The organism is Lentzea flava, from assembly GCF_014648475.1.
Taxonomy (GTDB): Bacteria; Actinomycetota; Actinomycetes; order Mycobacteriales; family Pseudonocardiaceae; genus Lentzea; species Lentzea flava.
In genome coordinates this window covers 41626-62063 of record NZ_BMRE01000034.1, presented here as the reverse complement: position 1 = coordinate 62063, position 20438 = coordinate 41626, and the positions used below count along the sequence as shown (strand labels likewise).

Here is a 20438-nt window from a genome sequence, read left to right as displayed (position 1 = left end):
GATCGTCCCACCACGTCACGTAAGCTGCGCGTTTGCCACGGGAGTCCGGTGAAGCGCCGGGCTGAGAGGAGGGCTCGCAAGCCCTCGACCGTCCACCTGATCCGGGTCATACCGGCGTAGGGAGAGATTTTCATGAGAAGGATTTGGGCTGTTCTCGCCGCGCTGGCGTTGACCGGTTGTTCGACCGGCACGTCGACCGCGCCGCAAACGCACGAGGTCACTTTGGTGACGCACGACTCGTTCGCGGTGAAGGAAGGCCTCTTCGACGAGTTCCAGAAGGCCACCGGCATCACCGTGAAGCAGATCGCGAACGGTGACGCGGGCGAGCTCACGAACAAGCTGGTGCTCACCAAGTCGAACCCGATCGGCGACCTCGCGTTCGGCGTCGACTCGACGTTCGCGTCACGGGCGCTGTCCGAGGGCGTGTTCGCCGAGTACGCCTCGCCGGAGGCCGCGAAGGGCGCTCAGCGGTACAAGGTCGACGACACCGGCCGGCTGCACGCCGTCGACGTCGGTGACGTGTGCGTAAACATCGACCCGGCCAAGCTCGGCGGCGTCGAGCCCACCTCGTACGAGGACCTGGCCGACCCGAAGTTCAAGGACAAGCTGGTCGTGGAGAACCCGGCCACGTCCTCGCCGGGGCTCGCGTTCCTGCTCGGCACGATCGCCAAGTTCGGCGAGAACGGCTGGCAGGAGTACTGGACCAAGCTCAAGGCCAACGGCGTCAAGGTCGTGAGCGGGTGGGAAGAGGCCTACAACCAGGAGTTCTCCGCCACCAAGGGTGATCGGCCGATCGTCGTCTCGTACGCGTCGTCGCCGTCGGCCGAGGGCGGGAAGACCAAGGCCGTGCTGGGCACCTGCTACCGGCAGGTCGAGTACGCGGGTGTGCTGGCCGGTGCCAAGAACGCCGCGGACGCGCAGAAGGTGCTGGACTTCCTGCTGGGCGAGAAGTTCCAGGCACAGGTGGCCGAGCAGATGTACGTCTACCCGTCGCGTGAGGGTGTCGCGCTGCCCGAGTCGTGGACCAAGGACGCGCCGTTGCCGGCGAACCCGCAGACGCTGCCCGCGGACAAGGTCAAGGACAACCGCGAAGCGTGGGTCGAGCAGTGGCGCAAGCTCGTGCAGGGCTGAGCACGACCCGTTTCGCCGGGGCCCGCGCCGGGTGGTCGGCGGCGGCGCTGCTGCCGCTGGCCTTCCTCGGGTTGTTCTTCGCGTGGCCCGTGCTGGCGATCGTGTCGCTGGGCCTGCGCGAGGGCGGGGTGATCTCCGCACTGTTCGCCGGCGAGACCTGGGAACTCGTCGGGTTCACGCTCGGGCAGGCCGCCGCGTCGACGCTCGTGGCCGTCGTCGCCGGGCTGCCCGTGGCGTTCGTGCTGGCGCGGTGCCGTCTTCGCGGGCTCGGGGTGATCCGGGCCGCCGTGATGGTGCCGTTCGTGCTGCCGACCGTGGTGGTGGGCCTCGCGTTCCGCACGTTCTGGCCGGACGGCGGGGTGCTGCCGATCGTGCTGGCGAACGCGTTCTTCAACGTCGCCGTGGTCGCGCGGACCGTTGGCGGGCTGTGGGCGCACACGGATCGGCGGGCCGAGGACGCTGCCCGTGCGCTCGGGGCTTCGCGGCCGCGGGCGTTCCTGTCGGTCGTGCTGCCGGCGTTGGCGCCCGCGATCGGGTCGGCCGCCGCGGTCGTGTTCCTGTTCTGCGCCACCAGTTTCGGTGTGGTGCTGGTGCTGGGCGGATCGCGGTACCGGACGCTGGAGACCGAGATCTACCTGCGCACCGTCGAGCTGTTCGACCTGTCCGGGGCGGCCGCGCTGTCGTTGCTGCAGTTCGCCGCCGTGCTGGCCGTGCTGGTGCTGGGCGGGGTGGCGCGGCGCCGGCGCGAGACCGCGCTGTCGTTGCGGGGCAGGGAAGAGCTGGCGCGACGGCCGTCCGGTGGTGAGTGGTACGTCGTGTTCGCGGCCTTCGCTGTGGTGGCGGCGTTGCTGACGCCGGTGATCGGGCTGATCACCCGGTCACTGTCCACTCGGGACGGATGGAGTTTCGCAGGGTACGCGGCGCTGGCGACGCGAGGTGATCGCGGGACGCTGGCGGTGACCGGTCTCGACGCGGCGGTGAACTCGGTGCGGACGGCGTTCGACGCGACGGTGGTGGCGCTGGTGGTCGGGGTGTTCTCGGCCGTTGTGCTGGTCGGGTTGCGGCGGGCCGGCGGCCGGATCGCCGAGGTGCTCGACACCGCGTTGATGCTGCCGCTCGGGGTGTCCGCGGTGACGGTCGGTTTCGGGTACCTCGTGACGATGGACGCGCTGCCGGGAGACTTTCGCACTTCGCCGTTGCTGGTGCCGCTGGCGCAGGCGCTGGTGGTGACGCCGTTGATCGTGCGGATGGTGCTGCCGGTGTTGCGCGCGGTCGACGAACGGCTGCGGCAGGCGGCGGCGACGCTGGGGGCGTCGCCTTTCCGGGTGTGGCGCGAGGTGGATCTGCCGCTGGCCGGGCGGTCGCTGGCGGCGGCCGCCGGGTTCGGGTACGTGGTGGCGCTGGGGGAGTTCGGGGCGACGAGCTTCCTGGCGCGGCCGGACGCGCCGACGTTGCCGGTGGTGATCGCGCGGCTGATGTCGCGGCCGGGGGAGTTGAACAGCCAGATGGCTTACGCGGCCTGTGCGCTGCTGATGGTCGTCACGATCGGGTGCGTGCTGCTGATCGAGCGGTTGCGCGTGCCGAGCAGCGGGGAGTTCTGATGGCGCTGGAGCTGGACTCGATCACCGTCCGTTATGGACAGACGGCGGCCGTGTCGGACGTGTCGCTCTCGGTGGCGGACGGCGAGGTCGTGGCGTTGCTCGGGCCGTCGGGGTGCGGGAAGTCGACGCTGCTGCGCGCTGTCGCGGGACTGGAGAAGCCGTCTTCCGGTGCGGTGCGGTGGGATTCGGCCGACCTGGCCGGCGTTCCGGTGCACCGGCGCGAGTTCGGGCTGGTCTTCCAGGACGGGCAGCTGTTCCCGCACCGGTCGGTGGCGGGCAACGTGGCGTTCGGGCTGCGGATGCGTGGAGTGGACCGCGAGGAGCGGGACAAGCGGGTGCTCTCGCTGCTGGAGCTCGTCGGGCTCGAAGGTTATGCGGATCGACGCGTGACGCAGCTGTCCGGTGGTGAACAGCAACGGGTCGCGTTGGCGCGGGCGTTGGCGCCTTCGCCTCGGTTGTTGCTGCTGGACGAGCCGTTGTCGGCGCTGGACAGGGCGTTGCGCGAGCAGCTGGCGGTCGACCTGGCGCGGCTGCTGCGCGAGGCCGCCACGACGGCGCTGGTGGTGACGCACGACCACGACGAGGCGTTCACGCTGGCCGACCGGGTGGCGATCATGTCGCGCGGCCGGATCGTGCAGGTCGGCCCGCCGGCCGAGGTGTGGTCGTCGCCGGTCGACGTGGAGACGGCGAAGTTCCTGGGGTGCAACAAGTTCGTGCCGGGCTCGTTCGTCGGTCTGGATGTCGAACGGGTCGGGTTGCGGGCCACCGCGTTGCGGGTGGACGACTCCGGACCGTTGGAAGGCAGCGTGCTGGAGCGGGTGCATCGCCGTGATCACGTGCGGTTGCTGGTGGAGATCGACGGCGAGGAGTACGAGGCGGTCGGGCCGATGACCGAGGTCGGGGACCGGGTGCGGCTCGAAATTGACTTGGACGGCGTCGCGCGGATCGGTTAGCTGGGAGTCCTATGGGACTTCTTGACGGACGAGTCGCGCTCGTCACCGGGGTGAGCAGGCGGCAGGGCATCGGGTACGCGATTGCGTCGCGGCTGGCGGGGCTGGGTGCGGAGCTGTTCGTGCAGCACCACGTGCCGCACGACGAGTCGCAGCCGTGGGGTGCGGACTCGATCGAGGCCGTGGTCGCGGGCATCGGCGGCCGGGTGGAGCACCTCGGCGTCGATCTGACCGAGCCGGAAGCGCCGGACCGGTTGATGGCGGCCGCGGTGGAGGCGTACGGGCGCGTCGACATCCTGGTGTGCAACCACGCCCTCAGCGGGTCGGACGGGCCGTTGGGTGAGCTGGACGCGGCCATGCTCGACAAGCACTACGCCGTGAACACACGGTCGTCGATCCTGCTGATGCAAGCGTTTGCGCGTCAGCACGACGGCGCGAAGGGCGGGCGGGTCGTGTTCATGACGTCCGGCCAGAACCTCGGACCGATGCCGAGCGAGGTCGCGTACGCGGCGTCGAAGGGTGCGCTGATCGGGATCATGTCGACGTTGTCGCACCACCTGATCAGGCAGGGGATCACGATCAACGCCGTGAACCCCGGCCCGACGGACACCGGCTACGCGTCGCCGGAGACGCACGAGTGGGTGCGCGAGCGGATGCCGCTCGGCCGCTGGGGCCAGCCGGACGACGCCGCCCGGCTGGTCTCCTGGCTCTGCACCGACGACGCCGAGTGGATCACCGGCCAAGTGATCAACAGCGAGGGCGGCTTCCGCTGAGCGAAATGATGATCGGCTCATTTGTTCACGTGAGGTGAACAAATGAGCCGTTCATCGAGAACTAGCTGTCCTTCGTGATCAGGCGCATCGCGGCGAGGCCCGTGCCGATCAGCAGGTAGCAGCCCGCGAGCAGCGTGCTGTCCCAGATCTGGCCGAGCGGGATCGGGTCTCGCATCACGTCGATCAGGCCGGGGAAGCCCGTCGTGATCAGGAACGGGTGCAGCCAGTCGAGCGACTGGAACTGCCCCAGCACCTGGAACACGATGATCGTCGTCATCGTCGCCGCCTGCACCACCAGCGGGTGCTCGGTGGTCGACGAGACGGCGAGGGCGACCGCGCCGATCGACACCATCTGGAACGTCACCAGCACGACGAACAGGGCGATGCGCAGCAGGCCTTGTCCGGTCGAGAGCGTGGTGCCGGACAGCGTCATCATGCCGTTGGTGCCCAGGAAGGCGGTGCCGGCGATGATGCCCACGACCGCCATCAGCGTGACGGCGAAGAGCGACATCGCGGTGAGGCCGAAGAGCTTCACGAACAGCAGCCGTACTCGGGAGACGGGCGCGACGAGCAGCCCGCGCAGCGTGCCGTGCTGCGCCTCGCCCGCGAGTCCGTCCGCCGCCCAGATCGACGCCACCAGCGGCAGCAGCAGGTTGAGCGACAGGAACAGGGTGAAGATCGGCACGACCATGCCGTTGCCCTGCAGGATCGCGGCGAGTCCGGGGCCGCCGCCACCGTCGCCCGCGGTCCAGATGCCGAAGCTGATGATGATCGGCACGAGGACGAGCCCGAACAGGCCGATGATGGTCCGCGGCCTGCGCAGCATCCAGCGCACCTCGGAACCGAACTGACGCGTGATCATCGCGGGCCCCCGTCCAGCGTGTCCACAGCGGACATTCCGCGCTCGGCCTCCTCGGCCTCGGTGAGCCGCGCGAACAGCTCCTCCAGGCCCGTCTTCCACCGCGTCGCCTCGTGGACCCCGACGCCGGCCTTCACCAGCGTCTCGATCACCTGTGGCGCCGACGTGCCCGCGAGTTCGACCCGGAGGCCCTCGCCGAGCGGCCGGGCGGAGATCTTGGCCTGGCGCAGTGCGCCCAGCGCGGTCTCGACGTCCGGGGTGACGACCTGGAGCGCCGAGCCGCCCGCCTGCAGCAGCTCGGTCAGTTCACCCTGCGCCACAACGGTTCCGCGGTGCAGCACCGCGACGTGTGTGCAGGTGGCCTCGACCTCGCTCAGCAGGTGGCTGGAGACGAGCACCGTGGTGCCCCGGTCGTGCAGGTCCGCGATGATCCTGCGGATCTCCCTGGTGCCAGCCGGGTCGAGGCCGTTGGTCGGCTCGTCGAGCACGACCAGCTTGCGCGGCACGAGCAACGCCGCGGCCAGGCCGAGACGTTGCTTCATGCCGAGCGAGTACCCCCGGTACCTGCGGTGCGCGGCCTGCGCGAGCCCGACGCGTTCGAGCGCGTCCTCGACGGCCTGCTTGATCTTGCGCTTCTCGAGGAGCGGCTCGAACGCGGCGCACCTGATGAGGTTCTCCCGTCCCGACAGGAACGGGTGGAACCCCGGACCCTCGACCAGCGCGCCGACGTGCGGCAGCGCCTGCTCGGCACCGTCCGGCAACGGCCGGCCCAGCAGCTCGATCTCCCCCTGCGTGGGCCGCACCAACCCGAGCAGCATCCGGATCGTCGTCGTCTTGCCCGACCCGTTGGGGCCGAGCATGCCGAGCACGGCCCCCTCCGGCAGCTCCAGGTCGACGCGGTCGACGGCGACCGTGCTCCCGTACTCCTTGCGCAGACCCCTGGTCCGCGCGGCGACAGCCTGTTTCGCTGGGGCTGTCACCGGCGCGCTGGTCGAGGTGGTCACTTCACCTGTCCGATCGTGTCGAACAGCACCTGCTCGGGAACGGCACCCGCGACCACGCGGCCGTCGTCCGCGATCAGGATCGTGGCGACCTTCGTGGTGAACAGCTTGCCGCTACCCCAGCTGCCGCTGACCTTCTTCGTGAACCGGTCGACCAGGCCCTGCGCCTCGGCCGGCACCTGGGTCATGGCGTCCGCCGGAATCCTCGCGCCGATCACCGAGTCCCAGCCGGTGCCGAAGATCTGCGGGTCCTCGCCCTGCAGGGCTGCTTCCAGGCCTGCTTCCGGCAGCTTCTCGCGGGCTTGCGCTTCCTTGGCCTCCGGCGTGGTGACCTTGGCGTTCGCCGGCGGGGTGAACTCGAACAGCTTCGCGTCCTGCGGGCCCACGTTGATCTGGGTGAAGCCCACGGTGCCCGCCGGTTCCGCCGCGCCGTTGGTGAGGACCGCGACCCTCAGCGGCATCTTCAACTCGGCGTCGACCGCGATCCTGACCTCGCGGATCAGGGTCTTCTCGGTGGGCTTCGGGCTCAGGACCAGTTCGTAGGCGGCACGGTTCGCGACCCGTGCGGTGCCGTCCACGGTGATGTCGCTGAACTCCTTGGTCTTGGTGACGATCTCCTTGGCCGCGGTGGCCGGGTCGATCGCCTTCTCGCCGTTGGACTCCTTCGGGGAGTCCTTGTGCTCGGACTTCGTGACCTCGTTGTCCTGCGAGTTCCACGACCAGGTGGTCTTGCCGTCGTCCACGATGGTCTGCTCGGACTGGCCGTTCGGCAGGGCGAGCCGCAGCTTGCCGTTGCCGTCGGTCCAGATCCGCGCGCTGTGCTTGCCGTCGGCCAGTTGCGGGATCTCGGCGATCGACGGGAGGCCGAGCTTGTTGTCGACCTCCACGGTGCCGCCGAACGCACCCGGCTTGGCGGTCATGACCTGTTCGACGAGTGACTCCGCCGAGACGTCCGGCAGGGATGGTGGCTGGCCTGCGCCTGCTGGCATGGCTAGCAGGCTCAGGCCTGCCGCACCGGTGAGCACACCGGCCGTTGCCACGGCCAGGGTCACCTTTCGCTTGTTCATTCCTGTCCCCTCCTCCAAGGGCTTGTACGTCTAGCTTGGGGTGGGGTTGCTGAGATGGTGCTGAGACTACTTCCACCTGCGGTTTCGTGCCTCGTTCAGGACGCTTGCTGAGAGCAGGCTGAGATCTTGCGGGCGGCTGAGAGCCCTGCGCGGCATGCTGTGCGGTGTGAAGCCTCGAGTGCTGGTCGTGGACGACGAAGTCGGCGTGCGTCGGGCGTTGGAGCGCGGGCTGGCGGCCGAGGGGATGGAGGTCGTCACGGCCGCCGACGGGCCCACCGCGTTGAGGGTGGCGTTGACCGGGGCGTTCGACGTGGTGTTGCTCGACATCATGTTGCCAGGGCTGTCGGGCTACCGGGTGTTGCAGCGGATGCGGGCCGACGGGGTGCGGACGCCCGTGTTGATGGTGTCGGCGAAGGACGGGGAGATCGACCAGGCGGACGGCCTGGACCTCGGGGCCGACGGATACCTGGTCAAGCCGTTCAGCTTTGTCGTGCTGGTGGCGCAGGTCCGGGCGCTGCTGCGGCGCGGGGGTGGGGCGCGGCGGAGGCTGACGCTGGGGAACCTGGTCATCGATCGCGGGTTGCGTGAGGTCAGCTGGGGTGGGGCCGACGTGTCGCTGAGCCCGCGGGAGTACGCGGTGCTGGACGTGCTGGCGTCGCGAGCCGGGTCGGTGGTGACCAAGGACGAGTTGCTGCGGACGGTGTGGGGCGACGAGCAGGCTGCGACGCGAAACGCGGTTGAGGTTTACGTGGGGTACCTCAGGCGCAAGCTGGAGGCCGTCGGGGCCGGGGAAGTGGTGCGGACCGTGCGGGGGCACGGGTACATCGCGTCCACTCCGGATCTGGACAGCGCGTTGGGGAACAGGTGAATCCTCGCCGCTGGTGGTTGCGGCGCACCCTGCGCTTCCGGATCACCGTGGTGGCCACCGGGGTGGCGTTGTTGTGCCTGCTGGCGTTCACCGGCCTGGCACCCGCGTTGATCGGGCTCATCCAGATCACCGCGGTGGACCAGGAACTGGAGAAGGCCGAGCCGCGGTTGCTGGATGTTTCCGGGGCGCCGGTGGACGGCGGGGAGCCGCTTCCGCTGACGGCGCAGGACATCCGGACGCTGCGGAGCGGCGAGCCGGTGCTGCGGCTGGAGGGAGCGTCGGCGCACCGGTGGCGGGGGCGGGTGGTGTTCGCCGCGGACGGCACGCCTCGGTTGGAGGTCTACGGGAGCACCCTGCTCGGGTACCAGAACGCCAACACCCTGGGGTCGCGGTGGCTGGCCGTCGCGGCCGTGCTGGTCGCCGGGCTGGTGGGGATCGCGACGTGGCTGGCCGTGCGGTCGTCGTTGCGTCCCGTGGAACGGATGCGGGTGGCGGCGGGGGAGTTGCCGCACGGGCAGCGGTTGCCGGTGCCGCCTTCGCGGGACGAGCTGCAGGCGTTGGCCGAGGCGCTCAACGCGTTGCTGGCCCGGCGGGACGAGGCCTCCGATCGGTTGCGGCGGTTCACGGGGGACGCGGCGCACGAGCTGAGGTCGCCGGTGGCCTCGGTGCGGGCGCAGGCCGAAGTGGCTGTGGCACATCCGGATCCGGACTTCTCGATCGAGGTGCTGGAGTCGGTGGTCGAGGAGTCGATCCGGCTCAGCGCGCTGGTGGACTCGCTGTTGATCCTCGCTCGGGCGGACACCGGGGCGCCGCCCAGGGCCGAGGCTGTGGACCTGGTGCTGGAGGCGGAGGCGGCGATCGGGCGGCTCGAAACCGAGTTGCTGGTGCGCTTGACCGCGCCGCCGTCGGCCTGCCTGGTCAAGGCCACGCGGTCCGAGGTCGAGCTGGTGCTGGACAACCTGCTGCGGAACGCGGCCCGGTACGCTTACTCGACGATCACTCTGACGTTGGCGCCGGTCGGGCGGGACGTGCGGCTGCTCGTGGACGACGACGGGCACGGCATTCCCGCCGAGCACCGGACGAAGGTGTTCGACCGGTTCTACCGGGTGGAAGAGGATCGCGGGCGGCGGTCGGGCGGGTTCGGGCTCGGGCTCGCGCTGGTGGCGCATCTCGTGCAACGGCGGGGTGGGACGGTCCGGGCCGCCGAGTCACCTGCCGGTGGTGCGCGTTTGGAGATTCGCTGGCCGTCCTGGTAGGCAGCGCAGGTGCCTGAGTTGCGAGCGTCGGCGCTGGTCGACGCGCCTGTTGCCGCTGTTGCCGGTGCCCTGCTGGACACCTCGCTGATCACCGGGTTCGGGGTGAAGGTGCCCGGTGCCCTGCTGTGCCTCGGTGACGTGCTCACCGGGCCGTTCGGGGTCACGCTGACGGTGACGCGGGCTGATTTGTCCGGGGTGTCGGCGGCGGGGGACTTCCTGGAACTGCACACGGATCTCGTGGTCACCGGGGCCGGGACGATGGTGATCGACCGGGTCGCCTGGACGACCGTGGGCGGGGTGGTCGGGCGGTTCGCCGACATCACCGTGGGGCGCGGCATGGCGTTGCGGGTGCTGGAGAAGCGGTCCGCGTTGCTGGCGCGGCGGTGCGAGGAGCTCAGCGCGGCCAGGATCGTGGTCGGGGCCGCGATCGTCCGGAATGGACGGTTGCTGGCCCAGCAGCGGGCCTATCCCGAAAGTCATGCGGGGCAGTGGGAACTTCCCGGTGGACGGGTCGAGGACGGCGAGAAGCCAGAAGAGGCGCTGGCGCGCGAGTGCGCGGAGGAGCTCGGCGTGTCCGTCGTGGTCGGTGAGCAGGTCGGGCCGGACGTGCCGTTGAAGCAGGACATGATCTTGCGGATCCACGCGGCGGAGCTCGTCGGCGGTGAGCCGGAAGCGTTGGAGCACAACGCTGTCCGGTGGCTCACCGCCGACGAGGTGCCGGGGGTGGACTGGCTGCCGGCCGACCGGGTGCTGGTGCCTGCCCTTCAGGCGCTCCTCACGTGAGTCCGGAGAGGCGCAGCGCCGCGTTCAGGCGGTGCTGCGCGCGCTCACGGGCCCGCTCCGCGCCTGCGGACCGGATGCGGTCCAGTTCCGCGGGATCGGCGAGGAGTTCCAGCGTGCGGTCGCGGACCGGGCGGAGTTCCTCGATCACCGCTTCGGCCACGACGTTCTTCAGGTCGGCGAACCTGCTCGTGTAGTCCTCCGGCTCCTTGCCCGTGCAGGAGGTGAGGATCTCGGTCAGGTTCGCGATGCCCTCTGTGGACGAGACGGCGCGGCGGACCTTGCGCCGCACCAGGTCCGGCTCGTCGAGGACGAACACGACGCCCGTGGAGTTCTGTGCGGACTTGTCCATCTTGCGGGACGGGTCCGCCAGGTCCTTGATGCGCGCGCCCACCTTCGGCACCACGGCCGTCGGGACGATGAACGCCTCGCCGTAGGCGTGGTTGAAGCGGCGGGCGAGGGCACGGGCCAGTTCGACGTGCTGGAGCTGGTCCTCGCCCACCGGGACCTCGGCGGTGCCCTGCAACAGGATGTCCGCCGCCATCAGCACCGGGTAGGTGAGCAGGCTGAGGCGCACCGACTCGCGGCCGAGCGACTTCTCCTTGAACTGGATCATGCGCGCGGCCTCGCCGTAGGTGCAGGTGCACTCCAGGACCCAGTTGAGGGCTCCCAGCTCGCGGATCAGGTCGCTCTGCACGCACACGCTCGCCGGGTCGATGCCGGACGCCACGAGAACGGCGAGCTGTTCTCGCGTCATGGATCGCAGGCGTTGCGGGTTGTGCGACGACGTCATCGCGTGCAGGTCGCTGATGAAGTACACGTCTTCCGGGGTGCCCTCGCGCGCCCACGTGCGCAGCGCCCCGAGGTAGTTGCCGAGGTGAACCTGGCCGGACGGGGTGATGGCCGACAAGCGGATCATGGTCGTTGGTCCTTTCGTGAAGGACCGCCCGGACGAACGCACGAAAAAGCCGCCCGTCCCGGGCGGCCAGTGGTCGTGTCAGTGGAGATCTCTGCGCACAGCTACTCCGGCCGCCTGAAAGCGGCCCACCAGAAGGCGTTCAGAATGCGCACGATCAGCAGTATAGGACTACCGTTGAAGGATGTTCATCGTGCTGCTGAAGTACGCCGCGCCACTGGAACAGATCGACTACGCCCTCCCCGACCACCGAGCGTGGGTCGAGAAGCAGTACGAGCGGGGCTTGTTCCTCGCGTCAGGGCGTCAGGTGCCGAGGACCGGCGGCGTGATCATCACGCGGCCCATGCCCCGCGGCAAGCTCGAAGCGCTGCTCGCCACGGACCCGTGGGCCGAGCAGAAGCTGGTCACGTACGACATCTGCGAGTTCGAGGCGACGCGGACGGCGCCCGAGCTCATGAAGCTGAACGAGGCCGTGCTGCAGCACTGAGGCCTTCGCGCGAGCCGAGCGGTCGCGGTGCCGAGCACGCGATCGTGGGTGCTGTTCGTGCTTAGTATCGGGCCGTGGCCGACGAGACGACAGGCAAGCTCCGCGTGTTGCATCGCGCCCTGGCCGCGCGTCCGAACGAGCCCGTGCTGTTCGCGGACCTGATCCGCGAGGTCTGGGGCGACGACGCGCCCGCCCAGCGACTGCCCGCGTTGCGCACGCTGGTGAAGCGGCTGCGCAGGGCCATCCCGGACGAGATCGTCACCGACGTGTCCGGTTACCGGCTGAAGGTGCGCACGCCGGGACCGTGTCAGCTGCCGGCCGACCTGCCGGACTTCGTCGGCCGCGAACACGAGATCGAGCGGCTGGAACGGGCGGAGGGCGGCGTCGTCACGATCACCGGCGCGCCCGGTGTCGGCAAAACCACGCTGGCCGTGCGGCTCGCCCACCGCCTGCGCGAGCGGTACTTCGACGGCCAGCTCTACGTGAACCTGCGCGCGTTCGCCTCCGGTCCGCCGGTGACGGTGGAGCAGGCGCTGAGCGGCTTCCTGCGGGCGCTCGGCGTGCCGCAGGGGGCGATCCCGGCCACGCTGGACGCCCAGGTCGACCTCTACCGGGCCCAGCTCGGCGGCAAGCGGATCATGGTCGTGCTCGACAACGCGACCGAGGACCTCGTCGAACCGCTGCTGCCGGCGACACCGGGCTGCCTCGCGATCGTCACCAGCCGCCACGACCTGCCCGGCCAGCTGCGGCTCGACGTGCTCTCCGACGACGCCGCGCACGACCTGCTGACCGGCATGCACGTCGGCGGCACGCCCGAGGAGCGCGCCGAGCTGGTGCGGCTGTGCGCGCACCTGCCGCTCGCGCTGCGCATCGCCGGCGCCAACGTCGCGCACGGACACATCGAGGCCTACCTCGACGAACTGCGCGGCGACCGGCTCGACGTGCTGGAGATCGACGGCGACACGGCGGTGCGGGCCGCGTTCGAGCTGTCCTACCGGGCGTTGACCGGCGCGGCCAGGCGGATGTTCCGGCTGCTCGGCCTGCCACCCGGTGCCGACCTCGGCCTCGACGCCGCGACCGCGCTCGCGGGCGGCGATCCGGAAGAGCAGCTGGACGAACTGGTGCGCGCCGGACTCGTCGACCACATCGGCGAGCGGTACGTGCTGCACGACCTGATCAGGCTGTACGCCGCGGCCACCGCGGACGGGGACGACCAGGCCAGGCTCCTGGAGCTGTACGGCTGGTACCTGCGGACGGCGTTCCGGGCCATCAGCCTGGTCGTGCCGGAGACCAAGCTGCTGACCGAACCCGACCTCGACGGGCCGAGCCTCGAGTTCACCGGCCGTGACGACGCGGCCGCGTGGCTGGAGGAGGAGCACTCGAACCTCGTCGCCGCGGCGATCGCGGCGCCGTCGCCCTACTCCCAGCAGCTCGCCGACGTCCTGCGGATCCACCTCTACGTCGGCCGGTTCGAGATCGACAACGCGCTGGTGTTCGCCGCCGCGCTCCGCACCGCGCGTGCCGCGGGCGACCGGTCCGGGCAGGCGGCGGCGCTGTTCGGGCTCGGCATGTCCAGCTGGAACCGCAGCGAGTACCGCGAGGCCATGCTCCGGTTCGCCGAGGCGATGGAGTTCGCGGAGACGAAGACGGCGGTGGCCTCGATCCACAACGCCGCCGGGATCGTGCTCCTGGAGATGGGCGACACCAACGAGGCCATCGACCGCTTCACCAGGACGCTCGCGTTGCGGCGGGAGCTGGGCGACGAGCGCGGGTCCGTGTCCGTGCTGGGCAACATCGCCGTCTGTTACGGCACACGGGGTGAGCTGCGCAAAGCCGCCGAGTACATGCGCGAGTGCGTCGAGGTCGGCACGCGGCTCGGACTCGACAACCACCGCGCGCTGATGATGGACAACCTGGCCGTCTGCTACTTCGAACTGGGCGAGCTGGACCTCGCGCTGGAGAACTCGGTCGAGGCGGTGCGGCTGCTCGAAGGCCAGAGCCAGCAGCGCGCGCTGGCCAACGCGCTGGCGAGCCTCGCGCGCATCCGCGCCGAACGCGGTGAGGTGGCGGAAGGGCTGGCGGCGGCGCGGTGGTGCTTCGAGGTCGCGGAGCTGTCCGAGCACGTCAAGGCGAAGATCGACGGCCTGGTGGCGATGGCCGTGCTGGAGCCGGACCAGGCGGCCGAGCACGCCGGTGCGGCCGTCGAACTCGGCCGCAAGATCGGCTACGGACCTGGCGTGACCACCGCGTCGATCCTGCTCGCGCGGGCGACCGGCTCGATGGAGCTGATCGACGAGGTGCTGGCGGACATCCAGGAGTCGGACAACTTCATGGACCACGCCCGTGCGCTGCTGGCCCGCGCGCATCTCACCCGTTCTGCCGGCGACGCGCGCGAGGCGTTGGCCGCGGCGGAACAGCGCGAACAGGCGAAGGTCGCCGCCGACGCGCGGGAGCTGCTCGACGCGCTGCAGCGCTGACGTGAGCTTGCGCACGTGATGCGTGCTGATTGAGGAGGTCGAGCGCTCTGTCGGCGTACGCGCTGACCGTCACGCGGCGTTCTTCAGCGCCTTCTTGGCCGCCTTGGCCGCCTTCTTCGCGGCCTTCTTGCGGGCCTTGTCACGCTCCTTGAGCAGGAAGGGAACCGGGCACCGCTTGCACTGCGGCTTCGACCGGCAACACTTCTTCTTGAGCTTCTTACCCACTGGCTGCACTCCACTCCGACACGTGTCGCTAGAGTAGGTGAGGCTCACTTCACTAGGCACTCTTGTGTGGTAATGCCGACGCGGCCGGTACTCTGGTGTACGGCTGTGCGCATCGACGTGTCCGGCGCGAGCCCCTCCAACGCCTTCGAAGCTCTAGGAGTTCTGCGTGCCCACGGCCACCGCGTCCGCCCTTCAGACGCGCACTGACCTGCGTAACGTCGCGATCGTCGCGCACGTCGACCACGGCAAGACCACTCTGGTCGACGCCATGCTGCGCCAGTCCGGCGCCTTCTCCGCGCGTGCCGAGCTCGTCGACCGGGTCATGGACTCGGGCGAGCTCGAGCGGGAGAAGGGCATCACGATCCTCGCCAAGAACACGGCTGTGCGCCGCCACACGCCGGACGGCGACGTGATCATCAACGTCGTCGACACCCCCGGCCACGCCGACTTCGGTGGTGAGGTCGAGCGCGCGCTGTCGATGGTGGACGGCGTCGTCCTGCTCGTCGACGCCTCCGAGGGCCCGCTGCCCCAGACCCGCTTCGTGCTGCGCAAGACGCTGGCCGCGGGCCTGCCGGTGATCCTGCTGGTCAACAAGGTCGACCGCCCCGACGCCCGCATCTCCGAGGTCGTCGACGAGGCCCACGACCTGCTGCTCGACCTCGCGACCGAGGTCGGCGCCGACGAGTCCGTGCTGGACCTGCCGGTCGTCTACGCCTCGGCCCGCGCCGGCCGCGCCTCGCTGAACCAGCCGGAGGACGGCGGCCTGCCGGACGAGGAGAACCTCGACACCCTGTTCAAGGTCCTGCTCGAGCACATCCCGGCCCCGACGGTCGACGTCGACGGCCCGCTGCAGGCCCTGGTCACGAACCTCGACGCCTCCACCTTCCTCGGCCGCATCGCGCTGTGCCGCATCCACCGCGGCACCCTGCGCAAGGGCGAGACCGTGGCCTGGTGCCGCGCCGACGGCGAGCCGCAGAAGGTCCGCATCACCGAGCTGCTGATCACCGAGGCCCTCGAGCGCATGCCCGCCGAGGTGGCCCGCGCAGGCGACCTGGTCGCCATCGCCGGCATCCCGGACATCACGATCGGCGACACCCTGGCCGACGCCGAGGCCCCCGAGGCCCTGCCGCGCATCACGGTCGACGAGCCCGCCATCTCGATGACGGTCGGTGTGAACACCTCGCCCCTGGCCGGTCGCAACGGCGGCACCAAGCTGACGGCAAGGCTCCTGAAGTCCCGCCTGGACTCCGAGCTGGTCGGCAACGTCTCCGTCCGCGTCCTGCCGACCGAGCGCCCGGACACCTGGGAGGTCCAGGGCCGCGGCGAGCTGGCCCTGGCCATCCTCGTCGAGCAGATGCGCCGCGAGGGCTTCGAGCTGACCGTGGGCAAGCCCCAGGTCGTCACCCGCACGGTCGACGGCAAGATCCACGAGCCGTTCGAGCGCCTCTCCGTCGACTGCCCCGAGGAGCACCTCGGCGCCGTCACGCAGCTGCTGGCGAACCGCAAGGGCCGCATGGAGAACATGTCGGGCCACGGCACGGGCCGCATCAAGCTCGACTACGTGGTCCCGTCGCGAGGCCTGATCGGCTTCCGCACCGAGTTCCTCACCGAAACCCGCGGCACGGGCATCGCCAACGCCGTCTCCGAGGGCTACGGCCCGTGGGCAGGCGAAATCCGCACCCGCCACAACGGCTCCCTGGTCGCCGACCGCGCCGGCTCCGTCACCGCCTACGCCATGATCCAGCTGGCCGACCGCGGCACGTTCTTCGTGGAGCCGGGCGCCGACACCTACGAGGGCATGGTCGTGGGCGAGAACCCGCGCGCCGAGGACCTCGACGTGAACGTCTGCCGCGAGAAGAAGCTCACCAACATGCGCTCCTCCACGGCCGACGTGATGGAAACCCTGGCCCGCCCCCGCAAGCTCTCCCTCGAAGAGGCCCTGGAGTTCTGCGCCTTCGACGAGTGCGTGGAGGTCGCGCCGGAGGTCGTCCGCGTCCGCAAGGTGATCCTGGACGCGAACATGCGCGGCCGCGAGCGCTCGCGGCTGAAGCAGCGCGGCTGAGGGGTTCGCTCGTCGTGTTGACCAGGGCGGCTGGGCCAACGGCCCGGCCGCCCTGTGACGTTTCACCGGGCCGAAACCAGCCGACCTCGCCCTCGAACCACCCGTCCAGGTGAGCCGTACTACCCACCGTGCGAGCAACCCACCCCCACCCGGAGACGTCCCCCAAGTGGCGAGGGTGACAAAACGTGGGTTGCCCGAACGCCACCATCACCCTTCTGGCAGTGTGAGGACCATGAGGCGACTCGGGGGAGTGCTGGCTGCTGCCGTCCTGTGCGGCACAGCCGCGGCGTGCACGAACGCGCCCCCGCCACCCCTGGTCCCCAAGTCCGAAGCCCCGGTCATCACCACGACGGGCCCGAAGGTCACCGAGATCGTGGTGGGCGTGGACGACGTGGCGGGCGGCTACAACCCGCACGCGCTGGCGGCCCAGAGTCCCATCACGACGGCACTGAGTTCTCTCCTGCTCCCGAGCGTGTTCCGCCCCGGTCCGGACGGCGCCCCCGAACTGGACCGCAACCTGATGGTGAGCGCCAAGGTCACCAAGGCCGAACCGTTCACCGTCACCTACACGATCCGCAAAGACGCGAGCTGGTCGGACAGCGCTCCGATCGCCGCCGAGGACTTCTCCTACCTCTGGCAGCGTATGCGGGTCGAACCCGGTGTTGTGGATCCGGCAGGTTACCGGCTCATCAACAACATCGGCGCCAGGGAAGGCGGCAAGGTCGTCGAGGTGACGTTCGGCAAGCCGTTCCCCGGCTGGCGGTCGCTCTTCGCGAACCTGCTTCCCGCGCACCTCCTCAAGGACGCGCCCGGCACCTGGGCGAACGTGCTGAGCACGGGTTTCCCCGCCACCGCAGGGCCGTTCCAGGTCCGCAGCCTGGACGAACCGCGGGGCGAGGTGGTGCTGGAGCGCAGCGACCGGTACTGGGAGGCGCCGACGACGCTGGACCGGGTGGTGCTGCGCAGGGCCACGCACAGCGCGATGGCCGAGTCACTGTCCAAAGGCGACAATCAGGCGGCTCTGCTGAGGGCCGACGCCGCGGACGTCAACCTGCTCAAGGCGATCGGGAACCTCACGACGAAACCCGTGCCGCGCAACGAGGTGGTGCAGGTTCTCCTCAGGCCCGCCAGTGAGCAGCTCAAGGACGTCACGACGCGCAGGGCGATCGTCGCGGCGCTCGACCGCGAGGCGCTCATCGCGTCCGGCACCCAGAGCGGGCCGAGTGCGCAGTACCGGGCCGACTCCTACGTCGTGCCGCCCAGCCGCACCGGTTACCAGGCGACGATCCAGGGCAACACGCTCAACCCGGCGGCGACCGACCAGCTGCTGACCCAGGCCGGGTACGCCAGGAACGCGCAGAACCAGTGGGAGAAGGCGGGCAAACCGCTCAAGCTGAAGATCGCCGCGCCGGAGAAGATCGAGCCGTACGCCGGGCTCGCGAACCGGATCAAGGCGCAGCTGACCGAGCGCGGGATCGCTTCCGAGGTCGTCACGCCCAACGCCGAGGAGCTCTTCAACAAGCAGCTGGTCGAGAAGGACGTCGACATCGCTGTCGTGCCGCGGGTCGACGCCGGCGACTCGGCGGCAGGACTCGCGAGTGCGTACGGGTGTGCCGGTGACGCGCCGGACGGGGCGACGCCCAGTCCTGCCAACCCCGCCGGGTTCTGCGATCAGGCGATCCAGGCCGACATCGATGCCGCGCTGAACGGCAGGGTTCTGCTCGCCGACGCGCTCGCGCGGATCGAGCCGCAGCTGCAGGCTCAGGCCGTCGCGTTGCCGTTGTTCCAGGTAGTCGATCTTCTTGGTGTGTTGCCCACGGCGGTGTCCGGTGTCGACACCGGGGCGCCGCTGGCCGGCGTGCTCAGCGGAGCTCCGGAATGGCGGAGGCTCGACAAGTAGCGGCCGGGTGGAAAACCCGTTGCGGCGGCCGTTGACTCGTTGCTACGTTCGGACGCCCTCGTTGACAGAATTAAACGCGCCCGGTCAACGAACGCATTCGCCCGGTAATCGGGCCATTGCGGCGCGCTACAAGGTGTCTCCATTGGGTCACGATCGCCCTCTCAGGTAGTGACCACTGCCTCGCCAGGTTCTTACCGTGCTGCCCACGATGTGCCGGTTCGGGGCGCGTATGGCACATCTCGGTTATGGGCGTGCATGCCGACCTGGCCACGGCCGCCCAGTGCTAGGAGGGCACGTGTCAATGAGGAGAACCAAAGCACTTCCGGCGATCGCGCTGGTCGCCAGCGCGTCTCTCGTGCTGGGTGCCTGCGGTGGTGGCGGCGGGAGCAACGACGCGGACGGTGGCGACGCCACCATCGCGGACATGGCTGTCGCCCGTGGTGAGTCCGCGGACGGCTACACCGCGCCGGAGACGAAGCAGAGCGGCCAGATCGTCGTCACGACCGACAAGCCGTTCACCTCGTACAACAACGCGACCGAGGACGCGAACCAGTCCTACAACACGTTCGCGCTGGTCCTCGTGCAGCCGGGTGCGCACATCCTGAACGGCAACAACAAGTTCAGCCTGAACAAGGACGTCATGGAGAGCATCGAGCTCACCTCGAAGTCTCCCCAGGTCGTCACCTGGAAGCTGAAGAAGGGCGTCAGCTGGTCCGACGGCGAGGCCTGGGACTGCGACGACTTCTACATGGCGTGGTTCACGCAGAGCAACGCGGCCAAGAAGGCCGACAAGAGCAAGTACTTCAAGCCGGCCGGCACCACCGGTTACGACCTGATGACCGGCGAGTGCAAGGACGACCAGACGTTCGTCGGCACGTTCGCCGATCCCTACCCGGACTACGTCGGTCTGTTCAACAACGACGTGCTTCCCGCGCACATCGTCGAGAAGCAGACCGGCTTCGCCGACATCACCAAGCTGACGAAGGACAGCCCGCCGGCCGACCTGCAGAAGGTCGCCGACTTCTGGAACGAGAAGTGGAACGGCTTCACCAAGGAACTCATGCCTGGTGCGGGCCCCTACGTCCTGACCGGCTTCGAGCCGAACCAGTCGGTGACGCTGGAGCGCAACCCCAAGTGGGTCGGCAAGCCCGGTGGGCCGGAGAAGATCGTCCTGAAGGCGGTCTCGGACCCGGTCGCGCAGGCGCAGGCGCTGGAGAACGGTGAGGTCGCCGTCAACTCCATGGCCCAGCCCGACGCGAACGCGGCCACGAAGCTGAAGAGCCTGAAGCCCCAGGGCATCACGTTCGGCGCGGGCCCCGGTCTCTCGTTCGAGCACCTGGACCTGCAGTTCAAGAACCCGGTGCTGGCCAAGGAAGAGGTCCGCAAGGCCTTCTTCATGTGCGTCAAGCGCCAGGACATCATCGACAAGCTCATCACCGAGGTGCAGTCCGACGCCAAGCCGCTGGGCAGCCTGATCTTCTTCCCGAAGGACGAGGGCTACAAGGACGTCTACGCCGACAAGGCCAAGGGCGACCCGGCCGCCGCGAAGAAGATCCTCGGCGACGCGGGCTGGACGCAGGGTGCCGACGGCGTGTTCGCGAAGGACGGCCTCCGTGCCTCCTTCCGGATCAGCCACACCGACATCCCGCGCCGCAAGCAGACCGTCGAGCTGATTCAGGGTCAGTGCAAGGAAGCCGGCATCGAGGTCAAGGACGACACCGACCCGAACTTCCTCGACGAGCGCGTCTCCGCCGGTGACTACGACGTCGCGCTGTTCGCGTGGTCCGGCAGCCCGGTCAAGAGCGAGAAGAAGTCGATCTACGAGACCGGTGGTGGCCAGAACTGGCAGAACCTGAGCGTTCCTGCGGCGGACGAGGCCCTCAAGTCGGGCGTGTCCCAGACCTCGATCGCGGACTCGCTCAAGTACTTCCAGAAGGCCGACGAGGAGATCGCGAACGCGTACGGTTCGCTGCCGCTGTTCCAGATGCCGAACATGTGGGCCTTCAAGGGTCTCGACCGCGTGTACTTCCAGAGCTACTACGGCGCGCTGTGGAACGCCAACGAGTGGCAGACCAAGTAATCGCC

Annotated in this window: 17 protein-coding genes; 12 read left to right on the top strand and 5 right to left on the bottom strand. The window is 69.5% G+C overall.

What is annotated here, in order from left to right:
• The first annotated feature begins 132 nt into the window (after positions 1–132).
• Genes IEZ09_RS30550 through IEZ09_RS30535 form a run of 4 tightly spaced genes read left to right on the top strand, consistent with a single transcriptional unit; the run spans position 133 to position 4455 of the window.
• Entirely contained in the window at positions 133–1131 is a 999-nt protein-coding gene (locus IEZ09_RS30550) for a thiamine ABC transporter substrate-binding protein (protein ID WP_189257257.1), read from the top strand.
• A complete protein-coding gene (locus IEZ09_RS30545; protein ID WP_370467759.1) occupies positions 1107–2732 on the top strand; it encodes an ABC transporter permease in 1626 nt (541 codons plus the stop codon). The genes IEZ09_RS30550 and IEZ09_RS30545 overlap by 25 nt, the downstream gene beginning before the upstream one ends.
• The gene (locus IEZ09_RS30540; protein WP_189257256.1) at positions 2732–3685 is read left to right on the top strand and encodes an ABC transporter ATP-binding protein; all 954 of its coding nucleotides are present in this window, start codon (positions 2732–2734) and stop codon (positions 3683–3685) included. Before IEZ09_RS30545 ends, IEZ09_RS30540 begins: the two co-directional genes overlap by 1 nt.
• Positions 3686–3696: 11 nt before the next feature.
• Positions 3697–4455, top strand: coding sequence for an SDR family oxidoreductase (locus IEZ09_RS30535; protein ID WP_189257255.1), 759 nt, complete (start codon positions 3697–3699; stop codon positions 4453–4455).
• 61 nt (positions 4456–4516) lie between these two features.
• On the opposite strand, the gene IEZ09_RS30530 is transcribed toward IEZ09_RS30535, so the two are convergent.
• Genes IEZ09_RS30530 through IEZ09_RS30520 form a run of 3 tightly spaced genes read right to left on the bottom strand, consistent with a single transcriptional unit; the run spans position 4517 to position 7382 of the window.
• Entirely contained in the window at positions 4517–5317 is an 801-nt protein-coding gene (locus tag IEZ09_RS30530; RefSeq protein ID WP_189257254.1) for an ABC transporter permease, read from the bottom strand.
• The gene (locus tag IEZ09_RS30525; RefSeq protein WP_189257253.1) at positions 5314–6318 is read right to left on the bottom strand and encodes an ABC transporter ATP-binding protein; all 1005 of its coding nucleotides are present in this window, start codon (positions 6316–6318) and stop codon (positions 5314–5316) included. Before IEZ09_RS30525 ends, IEZ09_RS30530 begins: the two co-directional genes overlap by 4 nt.
• Entirely contained in the window at positions 6315–7382 is a 1068-nt protein-coding gene (locus tag IEZ09_RS30520; protein WP_189257252.1) for a LolA family protein, read from the bottom strand. The genes IEZ09_RS30525 and IEZ09_RS30520 overlap by 4 nt, the downstream gene beginning before the upstream one ends.
• A 154-nt stretch (positions 7383–7536) precedes the next feature.
• Here IEZ09_RS30520 and IEZ09_RS30515 point away from each other — a divergent pair, with 154 nt between their 5' ends.
• The 3 genes from IEZ09_RS30515 to IEZ09_RS46820 are packed head-to-tail and all read left to right on the top strand — an operon-like array spanning position 7537 to position 10289.
• Complete coding sequence (locus tag IEZ09_RS30515) at positions 7537–8250, top strand: response regulator transcription factor (protein WP_189257251.1); 714 nt, start codon at positions 7537–7539, stop codon at positions 8248–8250.
• A complete protein-coding gene (locus tag IEZ09_RS30510; protein WP_189257250.1) occupies positions 8247–9506 on the top strand; it encodes a sensor histidine kinase in 1260 nt (419 codons plus the stop codon). The genes IEZ09_RS30515 and IEZ09_RS30510 overlap by 4 nt, the downstream gene beginning before the upstream one ends.
• A gap of 9 nt (positions 9507–9515) precedes the next feature.
• Positions 9516–10289, top strand: a complete 774-nt coding sequence (locus tag IEZ09_RS46820) for a (deoxy)nucleoside triphosphate pyrophosphohydrolase (RefSeq protein WP_229813095.1) — start codon at positions 9516–9518, stop codon at positions 10287–10289.
• Here IEZ09_RS46820 and trpS read toward each other — a convergent pair.
• Complete coding sequence (gene trpS / locus IEZ09_RS30500; RefSeq protein ID WP_189257249.1) at positions 10282–11205, bottom strand: tryptophan--tRNA ligase; 924 nt, start codon at positions 11203–11205, stop codon at positions 10282–10284. The genes IEZ09_RS46820 and trpS overlap by 8 nt on opposite strands.
• Positions 11206–11386: 181 nt before the next feature.
• Between trpS and IEZ09_RS30495 the strand changes: the two genes are divergently transcribed.
• A complete protein-coding gene (locus IEZ09_RS30495) occupies positions 11387–11689 on the top strand; it encodes a YciI family protein (protein ID WP_189257248.1) in 303 nt (100 codons plus the stop codon).
• A 74-nt stretch (positions 11690–11763) separates the two neighbouring features.
• A complete protein-coding gene (locus IEZ09_RS30490) occupies positions 11764–14166 on the top strand; it encodes an ATP-binding protein (protein ID WP_189257247.1) in 2403 nt (800 codons plus the stop codon).
• Between the two features lie 69 nt (positions 14167–14235).
• On the opposite strand, the gene IEZ09_RS30485 is transcribed toward IEZ09_RS30490, so the two are convergent.
• Positions 14236–14391, bottom strand: a complete 156-nt coding sequence (locus tag IEZ09_RS30485) for a hypothetical protein (protein WP_189257298.1) — start codon at positions 14389–14391, stop codon at positions 14236–14238.
• 166 nt (positions 14392–14557) lie between these two features.
• Here IEZ09_RS30485 and typA point away from each other — a divergent pair, with 166 nt between their 5' ends.
• From typA to IEZ09_RS30470, 3 genes are all read left to right on the top strand, one after another.
• Entirely contained in the window at positions 14558–16453 is a 1896-nt protein-coding gene (typA, locus tag IEZ09_RS30480) for a translational GTPase TypA (RefSeq protein ID WP_189257246.1), read from the top strand.
• A gap of 232 nt (positions 16454–16685) precedes the next feature.
• Positions 16686–18353 (top strand): ABC transporter family substrate-binding protein, encoded by a 1668-nt coding sequence (locus IEZ09_RS30475; RefSeq protein WP_189257245.1) that lies wholly within the window; start codon positions 16686–16688, stop codon positions 18351–18353.
• A gap of 301 nt (positions 18354–18654) precedes the next feature.
• Entirely contained in the window at positions 18655–20433 is a 1779-nt protein-coding gene (locus IEZ09_RS30470) for an ABC transporter family substrate-binding protein (protein ID WP_189257244.1), read from the top strand.
• Positions 20434–20438 lie beyond the last annotated feature (5 nt).

Bases quoted from the DNA above. Each gene is read 5' to 3' on its own strand.
- IEZ09_RS30550 (WP_189257257.1), top strand. From the start codon at position 133: ATGAGAAGGATTTGGGCTGTTCTCGCCGCGCTGGCGTTGACCGGTTGT.
- IEZ09_RS30540 (WP_189257256.1), top strand. From the start codon at position 2,732: ATGGCGCTGGAGCTGGACTCGATCACCGTCCGTTATGGACAGACGGCG.
- IEZ09_RS30535 (WP_189257255.1), top strand. From the start codon at position 3,697: ATGGGACTTCTTGACGGACGAGTCGCGCTCGTCACCGGGGTGAGCAGG.
- IEZ09_RS30530 (WP_189257254.1), bottom strand. From the start codon at position 5,317: ATGATCACGCGTCAGTTCGGTTCCGAGGTGCGCTGGATGCTGCGCAGG.
- IEZ09_RS30520 (WP_189257252.1), bottom strand. From the start codon at position 7,382: ATGAACAAGCGAAAGGTGACCCTGGCCGTGGCAACGGCCGGTGTGCTC.
- IEZ09_RS30515 (WP_189257251.1), top strand. From the start codon at position 7,537: ATGCTGTGCGGTGTGAAGCCTCGAGTGCTGGTCGTGGACGACGAAGTC.
- trpS (WP_189257249.1), bottom strand. From the start codon at position 11,205: ATGATCCGCTTGTCGGCCATCACCCCGTCCGGCCAGGTTCACCTCGGC.
- IEZ09_RS30495 (WP_189257248.1), top strand. From the start codon at position 11,387: ATGTTCATCGTGCTGCTGAAGTACGCCGCGCCACTGGAACAGATCGAC.
- IEZ09_RS30475 (WP_189257245.1), top strand. From the start codon at position 16,686: ATGAGGCGACTCGGGGGAGTGCTGGCTGCTGCCGTCCTGTGCGGCACA.
- IEZ09_RS30470 (WP_189257244.1), top strand. From the start codon at position 18,655: ATGAGGAGAACCAAAGCACTTCCGGCGATCGCGCTGGTCGCCAGCGCG.